This window comes from Microbispora sp. CL1-1 (genome assembly GCF_012034195.1).
Classification (GTDB): domain Bacteria; phylum Actinomycetota; class Actinomycetes; order Streptosporangiales; family Streptosporangiaceae; genus Microbispora.
On sequence record NZ_JAATEK010000001.1, the window covers coordinates 248,477 to 262,503 of the forward strand.

A 14,027-nucleotide genomic window follows, 5' to 3' on the forward strand; every position below is an offset into this window, starting at 1 on the left:
GGCAGGGCGGCGGCGCACGGCGTGGCCAGGGGAGCGGCCAGGGCGGCGGCCCGGGAGGCGACTCAGGACAGGCCCGCCCGGGACGCGGCGGCAGGCCGGGACGCGGCGGGCAGGCCGCGCACGCGGCGAAGGCCGGGCAGCCGAGGCAGGGCCGCGGACGCCCGCCCCGCGACGAGGCGCGCAACGCCGCCTACGACCTGATGCGGGCCGTCGACGAGCGCGACGCGTACGCCAACCTGCTCATGCCGACCCTGCTGCGGCAGCGGCGGATCACCGGCCGTGACGCGGCCCTCGCCACCGAGCTGGCGTACGGCACGCTGCGCGGCCTGGGGACCTACGACGAGGTCATCGCCGCGTGCAGCGACCGGCCGCCGGAGGAGGTGGACCCGCCGCTGCTCGACGCGGTGCGGCTCGGCGTCCACCAGCTTCTGCGCACCCGGATCCCGCCCCACGCGGCGGTCAGCGCGACCATCGACCTCGTGCGGCTGCGTGTCGGGCCGGGCCCGTCCCGCTACGCCAACGCCGTGCTGCGCAAGGTCGCGGGCCGCACGCTGGAGCAGTGGCTGGAGATCGTCGCACCGCCGCGTGACCAGGACCCGATCGGCAACCTGGCGATCGCCTACAGCCACCCGCGCTGGATCGTCACCGCCCTGCGCGACGCGGTCGGCGGCGACGTGGACGAGACGGCCGCGCTGCTGGAGGCCGACAACGAGCGGCCCCGCGTGGCGCTGGTGGCGCGGCCGGGCCGGGCCACGGTGGACGAGCTGGTCGCGGCGGGCGCCGAGCGGGCCGCCTACTCGCCGTACGCCGCCTATCTGCCGGAGGGCGACCCGGGCTCGCTTTCCGCGGTGGGGGAGGCGCGGGCCGCGGTGCAGGACGAGGCCAGCCAGCTCGTGGCGCTCGCGCTGACCCGTGTGCCGCTCGACCAGGACTCCACCTGGCTGGACATGTGCGCGGGCCCGGGCGGCAAGGCCGGGCTGCTCGACGCGGTGGCGGCCCAGCGCGGCGCCCGGCTGCTCGGCGCCGACGTGCAGTATCACCGGGCTCGGCTGGTGTGGGGCACCACCCGCGAGGCGAAGGTGATCACGGCGGACGGCACCCGGCCCGCCTGGCGGCCGGGCGTGTTCGACCGGGTGATGCTCGACGCCCCCTGCACCGGGCTCGGCGCCCTGCGCAGGCGTCCGGAGGCCCGCTGGCGGCGCGACCCCCGGAGCATCCCTGAGCTGACCGCGCTGCAGCGGCGGCTGCTCGGCTCGGCGCTGGAGGCCGTCCGGCCGGGCGGTGTCGTTGCGTACGTCACCTGCTCGCCGCACCTGGCCGAGACCCGCGCGGTGGTGGAGGACGTGCGCGACCGCGTGGAGGTGCTGGACGCCCGCGCGTTCCTGCCGGAGGTGCCCGGTCTCGGCGACGGCCCGTACGCGCAGTTCTGGCCGCACCGGCACGGCACGGACGCGATGTTCCTCGCGCTGCTGCGCCGCACCTGACGGTCCCGCCGCAACGGCCCACAGCCGAACCGCCCACAGCCGCAACCGCCCACAGAGGAGACCACCCGCGGAGCCGGGCGTCTCCCGGGCGACGGTGAAGCGCAGGCGCGCGTCAGGCGGCCGGCGCGCGGGCCGCAGTCATCGGCCCGCGTACGCGCGGCTGATTGCGGGCGGCGGTGGATGTCATCGATCGCGGACGAGGGCGAGCATCTCGTCCACGGAACCGGCCGGATCGTTGATCGGGAACTGCACCGCCCGGATGATCCCGCCGGGGTCGGCCAGCAGCGTGAGGCGCTTGAAGCGGTCGACGCCGGCCGTCCGGAAGGTCGGCAGCAGCAGCCCTGCGGCGAGCCTGCTGTCCTGGTCGGACAGCAGGGGATAGGGCAACGTCGCATGCTCGACGAAGGCGGCCAGCTGGTCGGGCCGCTGCGTGCTCACGCCCCGGACCGCGGCGCCTGCCGCCTCGAAGCCGGCATGCCGTGACGCGTAGGTGAGCGCCTCCAGGGTGCATCCCTTCGTCCCCGGGATGTCGGTCCAGCCGGGCGGGTAGCCCTGGGTGCCCGGGGCGAAGGCACCGGGGAAGAAGAACAGCACGGTCCAGACGCCCGGCGCGACGGGCGTGACCGGCTCGCCGTCGTGGCGATCCAGCACGACGTCCGGCACCTTCCGGCCGACCAGATCGTGCACGCGGCGGCTTTCGGCGGACCCGTCCTCGCTGGTCGCGGTCAGCGCCCCGTCGCCCATCACATGCCTGGTGCCCCAGTCCTGCAGTGCGATGAGCGCCGGCAGCAGGCCCTCGCCCTTCGCGGTCAGCACGTAGTCGTAACGCGGCGGGTGCTCGGAATAGGGCCGCTTCTCCAGCACCCCGTGGTCGACGAGCCCGGCCAGGCGTTCGGCCAGCGCCCGGCGGCTGACGCCGAGCTCACGCTGAAGACCGTCGAAGCGGGTGATGCCGCCCGCGATGTCGCGAACGATCAGGAACGTCCACCAGTCGCCGATCACGCCGAGGGCCTGCGCGATACCGCAGTCGGAGTCGGGTAGATCCGCGCGCTTCACGCGCTCCAGTATAGTGCGTTTCAGATTGGAACTGACTGAGGAGAGGTGCGGGGATGGGAATCGACAGCGGAGGCGGGGCGGCCGTCTTCTGGCGGTGGTGGACGGCCGGCACGGTCAGCGCGGTCGGCTCGGCGGTCGGCGCGGTGGCGCTGCCGCTGACGGCCCTGACGGTGCTCGACGCCTCCGCGTTCGAGATGGGCCTGATCGCCGCCGCCGGTTACGTCGCCTGGATCGTGATCGGCCTGCCCGCCGGGGTGGTGGTGCAGCGGCTCCCCATGCGACGGGTGCAGGTCGGCGCCGACCTGGCCCGTGCGGCGGCGATCGTCTCCATCCCGCTGGCCTGGTGGTCCGACCGGCTGACGGTCGCCCAGCTCGTGATCGTGGCCCTCGTGACGAGCTTCGCGAACGTCGTCTTCGACGTCGCCAACTCGACCTTTCTGCCGTCGATCGTGAGCAGGGAGCAGTTGCAGTCGCGCAACAGCCTGACGTCGGGCACCCATGCCGCCACCCAGCTCGGCGGGCCGTCGGCGGGCGGCATCGTCGTCCAGGTGCTCGGGGCGGTGCCCACCCTCCTCGTCGACGCGGCCGGCTACCTCGTCTCGGCCCTGCTGCTGCGGACCCTGCCGGAACGCCGCGCACAGGCCCCCGACCGCTGGCCGCCGATGCGCGAGATGATCGGCGAAGGCTGGCGTTTCGTCGCGCGCCACCCGGTCATGGGCCCGTGCATGTGGGCCGCCACCGCGGCCAACGCGGTCTGCGGGGCACAGCAGGCGCTCTACGCGTTGTATCTCGTACGCGAGCTGCACGCCGCGCCCGGCCTCGTCGGCCTGCTGCTGGCGGCGGACGGCGTCGGCTCGCTGATCGGCGCGGCCCTGACGAACCGGGTCACGGCCAGGCTCGGCACCGCCCGGGCCCTGATCGTCGCCGGCTTCGCCGCGGTCGCCGGGGCGCTCGTCATTCCCCTCGGCGCCGGCTGGCCGGGCTTCGCCGCCTTCGCCGTGGGCAACGTGGTGTTCGCCGCCGGCATCGTGACGTTCAGCGTGGTGACCCGCACCTATCGGCAGATCGCCAGCCCGCCCGGCCTGCTGTCCCGGGTGATGGCCACGGTGCGCTTCGTCTCCTGGGGCGCGATCCCGGTCGGAGGCCTGGTCGCCGGAGCGGTCGCCGGGATGCTCGGCGGCCGGATCACGTTGCTGATCTTCGTCGTCCCGGCCGTCTGCATTCCGCTGGTGCTGCTGGCCTCACCGATCCGGCGCCTGCGCGACCTCACCGACTATCGGCGGAGCGGCGACTCCACCGGCCCGCCCGCGCATCGGCGGCAGCTCGCCGCCGAAGCCTGAGCGGGCACCCGCGCCCTGCCATCGGGGACGACGGGGCCGTCGGGGTCGCCGGGGCCGTCGGGGTCGTCGGGGTCGTCGGGGTCGCCGGGGTTGCCGGGGGAAGGAGCGGGACGGAGGTCCCGGCGAAATAGACTGCAGGCACTATGGCCGTTCAGATCTCGCCCAGCATCCTGTCCGCGGACTTCGCCCGCCTCGCCGACGAGGCCGCACGCGTCAAGGACGTCGCCGACTGGCTCCACGTCGACGTCATGGACTATCACTTCGTGCCGAACCTGACGCTCGGCCTGCCGGTCGTCGAGTCGCTGCTGAAGACCACCTCGACGCCGATCGACTGCCACCTCATGATCCAGGACCCGGATCGATGGGCGCCGGACTACGCGGAGGCGGGCGCGGCCAGTGTGACGATCCACGCCGAGGCGGCCAAGGCCGCCGTGCGCACGCTGCGGGCGATCCGCGCCGCCGGGGCCAGGGCAGGTCTGGCGTTGAACCCGGCGACCGCCGTCGAGGGGTACGAGGACCTGCTGCCCGAGATCGACATGATGCTCGTCATGACCGTCGAGCCGGGCTTCGGCGGGCAGCGCTTCCTCGACATCGTGCTGCCGAAGCTGTCGCGGGCCCGGGCGCTGATCGACAAGTACGGCGGCGAGGTGTGGCTCCAGGTCGACGGCGGTGTCTCCGCGGAGACGATCGAGCGCTGTGCCGAGGCCGGGGCCGACGTCTTCGTGGCGGGCAACGCCGTCTACGGCTCCGACGACCCCGCCCGCGCCGTCCAGGAGCTCAGGAGCCTCGCCGAACGGGCCGCCCCGCCCGCCTGAACGCCCCCGCCCGCCTGAACGGCCCCGCCCGCCTGAACGGCCCCGCCCGGCCCGTCGCCGAGCACACGGCAGGCACCTGCGCGTCGGCGCCTCCGGGGCCGGAATCCTGCGCCGCAGGGCGGCTGACGGCGGTGGCCGTCACCGCTTCGGGCGTCCCCGGGGGACAGCGGCGCCGACCACCGGGCCACGCCGCCGGTGCCGCATCCGTACGGCAGGGCAGCGGGCGTACATCGGACGAAACGACGACGGGCGCGCCCCCCGAGGGGGCCGCGCCCGTCGCGTGTGCCGGGAAGCGTCAGGCGAGGGCGGGGTCGAGGACCACGTCCTCGCCCTGCGTGGTGGGCGCCTCGGGGAAGTGGCAGGCGGTCAGGTGACCCTCGCGGTTGCCGCTGAGCCTGACCAGGGGCGGCACCTCGGTGGCGCACTTGTCCTGGGCCTTCCAGCAGCGCGTGCGGAACCGGCAGCCGGACGGCGGGTTGATCGGCGACGGGACGTCGCCGGCCAGGCGGATGCGCTCGCGCGGCTCGCTCGACACGTCCGGCTCCGGCACGGCCGACAGCAGGGCGTGCGTGTACGGATGCCGGGGCCGCTCGTAGATCGACTCGCGGTCGCCCACCTCGACGATCTTGCCGAGGTACATGACGGCGACGCGCTGCGAGAAGTGCCGGACGATCGCGAGGTCGTGCGCGATGAACAGGAACGCGATGCCGAGGTCGCGCTGCAGTTGCTGCAGCAGGTTGACCACCTGGGCCTGGATGGAGACGTCCAGTGCCGAGACCGGCTCGTCGGCGATGATGAGCTTGGGGTCGAGCGCCAGGGCCCGGGCGATCCCGATGCGCTGCCGCTGGCCGCCGGAGAACTCGTGCGGGAAGCGGTTGTAGTGCTCGGGGTTGAGGCCGACGATCTCCAGCAGTTCCTGGACCCGCTTCTTGCGCCCGCCGGGCGGGTTGATGTCGTTGACCTCCATCGGCCCGCGGATGATCGTGCCGACGGTGTGGCGCGGGTTGAGCGAGCTGTAGGGATCCTGGAAGATCATCTGGATCTCGGACCGGATCGGCTTGAGCTGCCGGCGCGAGTGGTGGCTGATGTCCTGGCCCCGATAGAGGATCTTGCCGGAGGTGGGTTCGAGGAGGCGCGCCGCCAGGCGGCCGCTGGTGGACTTGCCGCAGCCCGACTCGCCCACCAGGCCGACGGTCTCGCCCTCGCCGACCGTGAGGTCGATGCCGTCCACGGCGTGGACGGCCCCCACCTGGCGCTTGATCAGCGCACCGCCCCGCACGGGGAAGTGCTTGACCAGGTCCTTGAGCTCCAGCAGCGTCTCGTTCATGCGTGGTCCTCGGTCTTCGCGGTGCGGAGCTCCCTCTTCTGCTCCAGCGTGAGGTAGCAGGCGTCGCCGTGCCCGGTCTCCGGGGAGATCGACGGCCGCTGGCCGAAGCACAGCTCCGGCCCGGCGAGCTTCGTGTAGTCGCAGCGCGGGTGGAAGGGGCAGCCGGACGGCGGGTTCAGCAGGCTCGGGGGAGTGCCGCGCACCGGCATCAGCGGGACGTCGACGGGCGCGTTCAGGCGCGGCATCGACGACAACAGGCCCCACGTGTAGGGGTGCTGCGGCTCGCGCAGCACCTCGCGGACGGTGCCGCGCTCGGCTGCCCGCCCGGCGTACATGACCATGACGTTGTCGGCGGTGCCGGCCACCACGCCGAGGTCGTGGGTGATCAGGATGATCGCGGTGCCGAACTGCTGCTGGAGTTCCTTGAGCAGGTCGAGGATCTGCGCCTGCACGGTCACGTCGAGCGCGGTCGTCGGCTCGTCGGCGATGAGCAGGTCGGGGTCGCACACCAGCGCCATCGCGATCATCGCGCGCTGGCGCATGCCGCCGGAGAACTCGTGCGGGTAGCTGTCCACGCGACGCTCCGGCTGCGGGATGCCCACCCGGCGGAGCATCTCGATGGCCCGGTCGCGGGCCTCCTTCTTGCTCGCGCCCTTGTGCTTGCGGTAGACCTCGCCGATCTGCCGGCCGATCGTGTGGAACGGCGACAGCGCGGTCAGCGGGTCCTGGAAGATCATCGCGACGCGGTTGCCGCGGAGCTGCTCCATCGTGGTGCGGTCCGCCGAGATCAGCTCCTGGTCCTCCAGCCAGATCTCCCCGCTGATCTTCGTGTGTGCGGGGTCGTGCAGGCCGAGGATGGCGAGGTTGGTCACCGACTTGCCCGATCCGGACTCGCCGACGATGCCGAGCGTGGTGCCCTTCTCCAGATCGAAGGACAGGCCGTCGACGGCGTGCACGATGCCGTCCTCGGTGCTGAACTCGACGCTCAGGTCGCGGACGGACAGGAACGGCCCGGGGCCGCGCGAGGTCCCCGGCTCGCTGCTCCACGACACGGTGGTCACTTGCTGCTCCAGTTCCCGGTTCGACTTGGTAGGGCGTTGGTAGGGCGGGCTCAGGTCAGGCGGACCCGCGGGTCGATGAACGCGTAGAGCACGTCCACCACGATGTTCAGCAGGACGATCGCCGCCGCGCCCACGATGGTCACGCCGAGCAGCATCGGCAGGTCGGTGTTCTGCACGGCGCGTACGGCGAGCTCGCCGATGCCGTGGAGGCTGAACGTCTGCTCGGTGATGATCGCGCCGCCCAGGAGCGTTGCGAGGTCGACACCGAAGATCGTGACGATGGGGATCATCGCGCCGCGCCAGGCGAAGCGGAAGAAGACCGCCTTGTTCGACATGCCCTTGGCGCGGGCCGTACGGACGTAGTCCTCGGTGAGCTGCTCGACCATCTGCGAACGGGTCATGCGGGTGTAGTTGGCGGTGAAGATGATCGACAACACCACCCACGGCAGCAGCAGGTGGGTGAACCAGTCCAACGGGTTCTCGGTGATCGGCACGTACGACGGGCGGGGGATCAGCTGCAGGGTGTCCACGAGGTAGAACGCCAGCAGCGGCCCGACGAAGTAGATCTGGAGCGAGGCTCCGACGACCGACGAGGCGCTCGCGATCTTGTCGAGCGGCTGCCCGACCTTCCAGGCCGCGATCATGCCGGTCATGATGCCGAACGCCAGGATGACCACCGACGCGCCCAGGGTGAGCGACAGCGTCACCGGGAAGCGGTCGACGATGGCGCCGAAGACGGGCTCCTGGGTGGCGAAGGAGTAGCCGAGGCAGGGCGCCGGGCACTCGCCGAACTGGACGAACTCGCGGCCGGTGAAGATGCCCGCCAGCCAGTGCCAGTACTGCACGAAGAGCGGCTCGTCCATGCCCAGGTTGTGCCGGATCAGCGCCAGTGTCTCGGGCTGGCAGATCTTGCCGCAGAACGCCCGGGCAGGGTCACGCGGGACGGCGTAGAAGAGGTAGAACGTGATCGCGCTGATGATCATCAGGATCACGAGGGCGCCGGCGACGCGGCGTACCAGATAGCTGGTCATGGTCTCGCACTTGCTCCTGCGGGCGGGACGGGCCTGGGGCCCGCCGCCCCGGCGAAGGGGCGGCGGACCCTGGTTGCTGCTACTTCACGTAGATGTCGAGGGCCGACTGCTCACCCTCGATCGGGTCGAACTTGACCCCGCCGAGGCCCGAGCCGTACAGACCGAAGTAGGTCTGGTAGAACTCGGGGACGATCGCGGCCTGGTCCATGATCTGCCGGTCGATCGCGGCCCACGCCTTGCCGGCCTCGACCGGGTCGCTGATCGCGTTGGCCTTGTCGATGGCGTCGTTGATCTCCGGCACGTTGAGGTGCGTGTAGTTCGGCTGGTTGTCGGAGATCAGCCGGCCGTCGTACTGCGGCTGGATCGCGGTCGATCCGGTCGGCCAGTCGGCCGCCCAGCCGCCCCAGTAGATGTCGTACTTGTTGTCCACCGGGCCGATGGCGTCGTAGTACGTCGTCGGGTTGAGGGGCTTGGCCACCACGTTGAAGCCGGCCTTGGTCAGCGCCTCCTTGATGGCGACGGTGACCTTCTCCTGGACCGGCGTCTGGTTGTAGGCGTAGACGACGGTCGGGTTCGGGGTGCCCGACTTGGCGAGCAGCGCCTTGGCCGCCTCGGGGTCGCCCTCGGGCTTGGCGAGCTTGTTGTACAGGTCGAACTGCTCGTAGCCGAGGACCGTCGGGCTCATGACCGTCGTGGCGATCTTGCCGGCCGCGATCTCGCCGCCCTCGAGCTGCTGGATCTGCTTGGACGGCCAGGCCGTGATGATGGCCTTGCGGACGTTGACGTCGGTGATCCGCTTGGTGTTGATGTTGTAGAAGGTCGTGAACGGCGTCAGGCCCTGCAGCGACCGCTTCATCAGCTCGGGGTTGCCCAGCACCTCCTGGACCCGCTCGGGGGCGACCGGGTTGTGGAAGGTGAACGCCTGCTTGTCGGTGCCGGTGTCGGCCATGAAGCGCTCGGTGGTCTGCTGCGCCTGCAGGCCGAACTCCATGTGGAACTTGTCCGGGTACGCGTGCCGGATGGGGTCGGTCTTCGGGTCCCAGTTCGGGTTGCGCTCCAGGTCCAGCGACTTGTCCGTGATGTGGCTCACGATCTTGTACGGACCCGAGGAGAACGGCTGCTTGTCGTACTTCTGCTTCGTGTCGTGCGCCTTGGGCACGGCGCCGTAGCCGGTCATGGCCACGGTGAAGTTGAAGTCCGGGTGCTCCCCGTTGAGGTGGAAGACCACCGTCTTGTCGTCCGGAGTCTCGATCGTGTCGAGCTCCTTGCCGTCGTACGGGCCCTTGTACTGGTCGCGGAACGGCTTCTTCGGGTCCGGGACCAGCCACGTCTCGGCGTAGTCCGGGCCCTCGGTGATGAAGTCGGCGAACAGGCGCTCGAAGCTGTACTTGATGTCAGCGGAGGTGATCGGCGAGCCGTCCTCCCACTTCAGGCCGTCCTTGAGCGTGAACTTCCACGTCTTGCCGTTGTCGGTGGTGGTGCCGGTGTCGGTCGCCAGGTCGCCGACGAGCTTGATGTTGCCCGAGTCGTCGTGCTTGTACGCGGTGAGCTGGCGGGTGAACAGGTGGGACACCGAGGAGTTGTAGTTCACGTAGACGCGGCCCGGGTCCAGGTGGCTGAAGTCGTCCCGGTCGATCATGTAGACCGTGCCGCCGGACTTGGCGCCCGGAACCTCGGGGGCGGGGCCGGTGGAGTCGGCCGCGGTGCCGACCGAGATGGCGCTGACGGCCTTGTTCTCCAGCGGCTTCTGCGAGGTGCCCGCAGCGCCCTGGGGTGCCGCGCCGCCCCCGCCCTTGGCGCAGCCGGCGAGGGCGAGCGCGCCCACCGCGAGCACGGCCGTCATCGAGGCGATCCGCCTGCTATGCGATCTCATGTGGTCCTTCCTATGGGGGAGAGCGCGTGTGGTCAGCGCTTTGTCTTGGGGTCGAAGGCGTCGCGGATGGAGTCCCCGAGCAGGTTGAAGGCGACCACGAAGATCAGCATCGAGACGCCGGGGAACAGGAGGTAGGTCACGTCGGAGTGGTAGACGTTCACTCCCACCTGGAACATCCGGCCCCAGTCGGGGGTGGGCTCCGTCATGCCGACGCCCAGGAAGCCGAGACCGGCCTCGGCGCCCACGTACAGCGGGAGCGCGAGCGTGGACTGGATGATGATCGGAGTCCAGAGGTTGGGCAGAAGCTCTTTGAAGATCACCCTGAACGGCGACGCGCCGGTGACGCGGGCGGCCTCGACGAACTCGCGCGCCCGCAGCGACAGCACCTGTGCGCGGAGCAACCGGGCGATCGTGGCCCAGCCGAGGACGGTGAGGACGACGCAGATGGACACGTAGCGCAGCCAGACGGGCGTCTCCTCCTCGGGCAGCACGATCGCGGCCTCGACGACCGGCAGGAACACGATCAGGAAGAGCTGCGAGGGGAAGGCGAGCAGCGTGTCGATGACCCGCCCGATCACGTAGTCGGTCTTGCCGCCGAGGTAGCCGGAGGTGATGCCCATCGCGACGCCGATGATGGTGGTGATCACCGTCACGACGAGGGCGATGCTCAGCGAGGTGCGGATGCCGTACACGAGCTGCGTGAACACGTCGCGACCCAGGCCGGGCTCCAGGCCGAACCAGAAGTCGCCGCTGATGCCGCCGTTGGGCGCGATCGGGTAGCCGAAGTCGTTCAGCAGGCCGGGCTGGTTCTGCCCGTAGGTCGTGTACGGATCCTTGCCGTACAGCGCGGAGATCACGGGAGCCAGCAACGCGATCAGGAAGAACGCGAGCACGATGATGGCCGATGCCACGCCCGTTTTGTCGCGCCGGAAGCGGCGCCACATGAGCTGGCCGGGCGAGCGGCCGACGACGGCGGGACCGGAACCGGCCGTGCCCGCGGCGTCCGCGGCGTCCGCGGACTCCGCGCCGGCGTCGGTCGCGGTCGAGGAGGGGAACGTCATGGTGCGGTGCTCCCGGATGGACCATTAACGATCGGAAGAGATCCGACTATAGGGAACCCTGGCAACTAATTTTGCGGGGGTCAATCACTTGAGGCGGGTAGTTCGCCGCTTGCTTGCTTCGTTGTGCAAAGTAAATCACCTTGTGTCCTGCGACCGCATTGACCTCGTTATACGTGGCGCGGAACACTACTTATTACACAAATCCTTTTGTGTCACAGCTTTGTGACACAACTCGCACACCGCTGAGACGAAACGCAACTGCTAAGCGTGTGCCGCAGATCACCCCAATCCCACCTTCGGGCCACGAGCCGGGCACGGCTACACTGACGGGTAGCAGAGCAGCGTGCTCCGGGGTCGGTGTAATTCCGAACCGGCGGTGACATCCCTGCCCCCAGGGGTGAAGTCCGCGACCCGGCCGAAGCCATCGGCCGGTGGACCTGGTGAGATTCCAGGACCGACGGTGAAAGTCCGGATGGGAGGAAGCGCGCGAACGGGCGGTCGTGGTGCCGCCGGGCGGCCGTGTGGCCGCGCCGGAGCGAGGCCGTCCGTGCAGATGATGCGAGGCCGCATCCCGAACAACCCCGGGGCCCGCCGTAGACAACGGCGAGAGGAAGACCGGGGTGACCTCACGGGACATCCTTCACATGCGGCGCGCGATCGCGCTCGCCGCCCGGGGACTGGGCGGCACCAGTCCCAACCCCGTCGTCGGCTGTGTGATCCTCGATCCGTCGGGCGAGGTCGCGGGCGAGGGCTTCCACGCCTACGCCGGAGGGCCGCACGCCGAGGTCGTGGCGCTGCGCGAGGCCGGCGAACGGGCCAGGGGCGGCACGGCCTACGTGACGCTGGAGCCCTGCAACCACACCGGCAGGACCGGCCCCTGCTCCGCCGCCCTCCTCAAGGCGGGCGTGGCCCGGGTCGTCGTCGCCGTCTCCGATCCCAACCCGAAGGCCGCGGGCGGCGCCGCCGTCCTGCGGGAGCACGGCGTGGTGGTGGACGAGGGCGTGCTGACCGCCGAGGCCGAGGAGGTCAACGCCGCCTGGCTGACCTACGTCCGGGCCGGCCGGCCGTACGTGACCTGGAAGTTCGCCGCCACCGTGGACGGCCGCTCGGCGGCAGAGGACGGCACCAGCCAGTGGATCACCTCGCCCGAGGCCAGGGCCGACGTGCACCGGCTGCGGGCCGAGAGCGACGCCGTGATCGCCGGGATCGGCACCGTGCTCGCCGACGACCCCCGGCTCACCGCCCGCGTCCCCGCCCCGCTCCGCGAGGCGCCCGTGCTGCGCGTGGTCGTGGACTCCGGCGCCCGCACCCCGGCCGCCGCCCGCGTCCTGGACGGCGAGGCCCCCACGCTGGTCGCCGTGGCCGAGGACGCGGCCGTCCCCGCCCATCTGTCCCCCCACGCCGTACGGCTCCCGCGCGTCCCCGGCGGGATCGACCTGCGCGCCCTCCTGGCCGAGTTGCACGGCAGGCAGGTCGTGAGCGTGCTGATCGAAGGCGGGCCCGTCCTCGCCGGCGCCTTCCTCCGGGAGGGCCTGGTCGACCGGGTCGTCGGCTACCTCGCCCCGGCCCTGCTGGGTGCGGGGGCGGCCGCGCTCGGCCCCGCGGGCGCCTCCACGATCACCGAGATCCACCGGCTGGAGTTCGCCGGCGTCACCCCTGTCGGGCCGGACCTGAGGCTGGTCCTGCGGCCCAAGTCCTCCGCCCCGCAGTCCCCTAAGGAGAGCTGAATGTTCACCGGAATCGTCGAGGAGCTCGGCGAGGTCGTGGCACTCGAACCGCTGGGCGACTCCGCGCGCCTCACGGTGCGCGGCCCGCTCGTCACCGCCGACGCCCGGCACGGCGACTCGATCGCCGTCAACGGCGTCTGCCTCACGGTGGCCGGCGCGGAGGGGGACTCCTTCACCGCCGACGTGATGAAGGAGACCCTCGACCGGTCGTCGCTCGGGGCGCTGCGCCCCGGCTCACGGGTCAACCTGGAGCGTGCCGTACGCGCCGACCAGCGGCTCGGCGGGCACATCGTGCAGGGCCACGTGGACGGGACCGGGGAGGTGCTGTCGCGCGAGCCCGGCGAGCACTGGGAGGTCGTGCGGCTCTCGCTGCCCGCGAACCTCGCCCGCTATGTCGTCGAGAAGGGCTCGATCGCGGTGGACGGCGTCAGCCTCACCGTGGCCGCCGTGACGGACGACACCTTCTCCGTCAGCCTGATCCCCACCACCCTCGACCTCACCACGCTCGGCCGCAAGCAGCCGGGCGAGCCGGTCAACCTCGAGGTCGACGTGATCGCCAAGTATGTCGAGAAGCTCACCGCGGCGACCGCCAAGGGGGCCTCGGCATGAGCTGGACGGAGGCCGGGTTCGACGTCTTGGGGCAGCACGTCCTGTGGACCGACCTGGTGGGCAACGTGTGCGCGCTGGGCACGGTGTGGCTCGCGATCAAGAAGACGATCTGGACCTGGCCGGTGCAGCTCGTCGGCTCCGTGCTGCTGTTCGTGGCGTCGTTCAGCGCGCACATCACCGGCAACGCGCTCAAGCAGGCGCTGTTCGGCATCCTCGCGGTCTACGGCTGGGTGAAGTGGTCGCGCGGCACCCGCGGCGGCGCGGAGCTGCCGATCCGCTCGGCGCGCGTCCGGGAGCGCGGGGCGCTCGTGGCCGTCATGATCGCCGGGACGGTCGCGGTCGCGCTGCTGTTCACCTTCCTCAACTCCCGGGGCTGGAACATCTCCTGGGCGCCGTGGCCGGACGCCTACATCTTCGTCGGCAGCGCGGTGGCGACCTGGGCGCAGGGCAAGGCGCTGGTCGACTTCTGGATCATCTGGGTCGCCGTGGACCTCGTGGGGGTTCCGCTGGCGTTCAGCTCCGGGCTGGTGGTCTCCGGCCTCGTCTACGGACTGTTCTTCGTGATGGTGATGATCGGGTTCCGTGACTGGCTGCGCCAGTCGCGCGGGTTGCGGGCGGTGACCGCATGAGTGAGGGAAGGCGT

12 protein-coding genes and 1 riboswitch are annotated in these 14,027 nt (G+C 71.2%); of the genes, 6 read left to right on the forward strand and 6 right to left on the reverse strand.

The window, feature by feature from the left end:
• Nucleotides 1-200 precede the first annotated feature (200 nt).
• Nucleotides 201-1,484, forward strand: coding sequence for an RsmB/NOP family class I SAM-dependent RNA methyltransferase (locus tag HCK04_RS01150; RefSeq protein WP_205829723.1), 1,284 nt, complete (start codon nt 201-203; stop codon nt 1,482-1,484).
• A 183-nt stretch (nt 1,485-1,667) separates the two neighbouring features.
• On the opposite strand, the gene HCK04_RS01155 is transcribed toward HCK04_RS01150, so the two are convergent.
• Nucleotides 1,668-2,540, reverse strand: coding sequence for a winged helix-turn-helix transcriptional regulator (locus tag HCK04_RS01155; RefSeq protein ID WP_142644975.1), 873 nt, complete (start codon nt 2,538-2,540; stop codon nt 1,668-1,670).
• 53 nt (nt 2,541-2,593) lie between these two features.
• Here HCK04_RS01155 and HCK04_RS01160 point away from each other — a divergent pair, with 53 nt between their 5' ends.
• Nucleotides 2,594-3,880 carry an MFS transporter gene (locus HCK04_RS01160; RefSeq protein ID WP_142644976.1) on the forward strand — a complete coding sequence of 429 codons (1,287 nt, stop codon included), beginning with the start codon at nt 2,594-2,596 and terminating at the stop codon, nt 3,878-3,880.
• 143 nt (nt 3,881-4,023) lie between these two features.
• Nucleotides 4,024-4,695 carry a ribulose-phosphate 3-epimerase gene (rpe, locus tag HCK04_RS01165; RefSeq protein ID WP_142644978.1) on the forward strand — a complete coding sequence of 224 codons (672 nt, stop codon included), beginning with the start codon at nt 4,024-4,026 and terminating at the stop codon, nt 4,693-4,695.
• 295 nt (nt 4,696-4,990) lie between these two features.
• On the opposite strand, the gene HCK04_RS01170 is transcribed toward rpe, so the two are convergent.
• The 5 genes from HCK04_RS01170 to HCK04_RS01190 all read right to left on the reverse strand — a co-directional run bounded on the left by HCK04_RS01170 (nt 4,991) and on the right by HCK04_RS01190 (nt 11,048).
• A complete protein-coding gene (locus HCK04_RS01170; protein ID WP_142644979.1) occupies nt 4,991-6,022 on the reverse strand; it encodes a dipeptide ABC transporter ATP-binding protein in 1,032 nt (343 codons plus the stop codon).
• A complete protein-coding gene (locus HCK04_RS01175; RefSeq protein WP_142644980.1) occupies nt 6,019-7,083 on the reverse strand; it encodes an ABC transporter ATP-binding protein in 1,065 nt (354 codons plus the stop codon). Before HCK04_RS01175 ends, HCK04_RS01170 begins: the two co-directional genes overlap by 4 nt.
• A 50-nt stretch (nt 7,084-7,133) precedes the next feature.
• Nucleotides 7,134-8,114, reverse strand: a complete 981-nt coding sequence (locus tag HCK04_RS01180) for an ABC transporter permease (RefSeq protein ID WP_142644981.1) — start codon at nt 8,112-8,114, stop codon at nt 7,134-7,136.
• A gap of 79 nt (nt 8,115-8,193) precedes the next feature.
• Entirely contained in the window at nt 8,194-9,987 is a 1,794-nt protein-coding gene (locus HCK04_RS01185) for an ABC transporter substrate-binding protein (RefSeq protein ID WP_142644982.1), read from the reverse strand.
• A 32-nt stretch (nt 9,988-10,019) separates the two neighbouring features.
• The gene (locus HCK04_RS01190) at nt 10,020-11,048 is read right to left on the reverse strand and encodes an ABC transporter permease (RefSeq protein ID WP_142644983.1); all 1,029 of its coding nucleotides are present in this window, start codon (nt 11,046-11,048) and stop codon (nt 10,020-10,022) included.
• Between the two features lie 339 nt (nt 11,049-11,387).
• Nucleotides 11,388-11,538: riboswitch (FMN riboswitch) on the forward strand.
• 130 nt (nt 11,539-11,668) lie between these two features.
• Here HCK04_RS01190 and ribD point away from each other — a divergent pair.
• Genes ribD through HCK04_RS01205 form a run of 3 tightly spaced genes read left to right on the forward strand, consistent with a single transcriptional unit; the run spans nt 11,669 to nt 14,013 of the window.
• Nucleotides 11,669-12,775, forward strand: a complete 1,107-nt coding sequence (gene ribD, locus HCK04_RS01195; protein WP_260617012.1) for a bifunctional diaminohydroxyphosphoribosylaminopyrimidine deaminase/5-amino-6-(5-phosphoribosylamino)uracil reductase RibD — start codon at nt 11,669-11,671, stop codon at nt 12,773-12,775.
• Nucleotides 12,776-13,384, forward strand: a complete 609-nt coding sequence (locus HCK04_RS01200) for a riboflavin synthase (protein ID WP_142644984.1) — start codon at nt 12,776-12,778, stop codon at nt 13,382-13,384. It begins immediately after the preceding gene.
• Entirely contained in the window at nt 13,381-14,013 is a 633-nt protein-coding gene (locus HCK04_RS01205) for a nicotinamide mononucleotide transporter family protein (RefSeq protein WP_142644985.1), read from the forward strand. Before HCK04_RS01200 ends, HCK04_RS01205 begins: the two co-directional genes overlap by 4 nt.
• Nucleotides 14,014-14,027: the final 14 nt, after the last annotated feature.

Excerpts from the sequence above, each read along its gene's own strand:
- HCK04_RS01150 (WP_205829723.1), top strand. The coding sequence starts at position 201 with ATGCGGGCCGTCGACGAGCGCGACGCGTACGCCAACCTGCTCATGCCG.
- HCK04_RS01160 (WP_142644976.1), top strand. The coding sequence starts at position 2,594 with ATGGGAATCGACAGCGGAGGCGGGGCGGCCGTCTTCTGGCGGTGGTGG.
- rpe (WP_142644978.1), top strand. The coding sequence starts at position 4,024 with ATGGCCGTTCAGATCTCGCCCAGCATCCTGTCCGCGGACTTCGCCCGC.
- HCK04_RS01170 (WP_142644979.1), bottom strand. The coding sequence starts at position 6,022 with ATGAACGAGACGCTGCTGGAGCTCAAGGACCTGGTCAAGCACTTCCCC.
- HCK04_RS01180 (WP_142644981.1), bottom strand. The coding sequence starts at position 8,114 with ATGACCAGCTATCTGGTACGCCGCGTCGCCGGCGCCCTCGTGATCCTG.
- HCK04_RS01185 (WP_142644982.1), bottom strand. The coding sequence starts at position 9,987 with ATGAGATCGCATAGCAGGCGGATCGCCTCGATGACGGCCGTGCTCGCG.
- HCK04_RS01190 (WP_142644983.1), bottom strand. The coding sequence starts at position 11,048 with ATGACGTTCCCCTCCTCGACCGCGACCGACGCCGGCGCGGAGTCCGCG.
- HCK04_RS01200 (WP_142644984.1), top strand. The coding sequence starts at position 12,776 with ATGTTCACCGGAATCGTCGAGGAGCTCGGCGAGGTCGTGGCACTCGAA.
- HCK04_RS01205 (WP_142644985.1), top strand. The coding sequence starts at position 13,381 with ATGAGCTGGACGGAGGCCGGGTTCGACGTCTTGGGGCAGCACGTCCTG.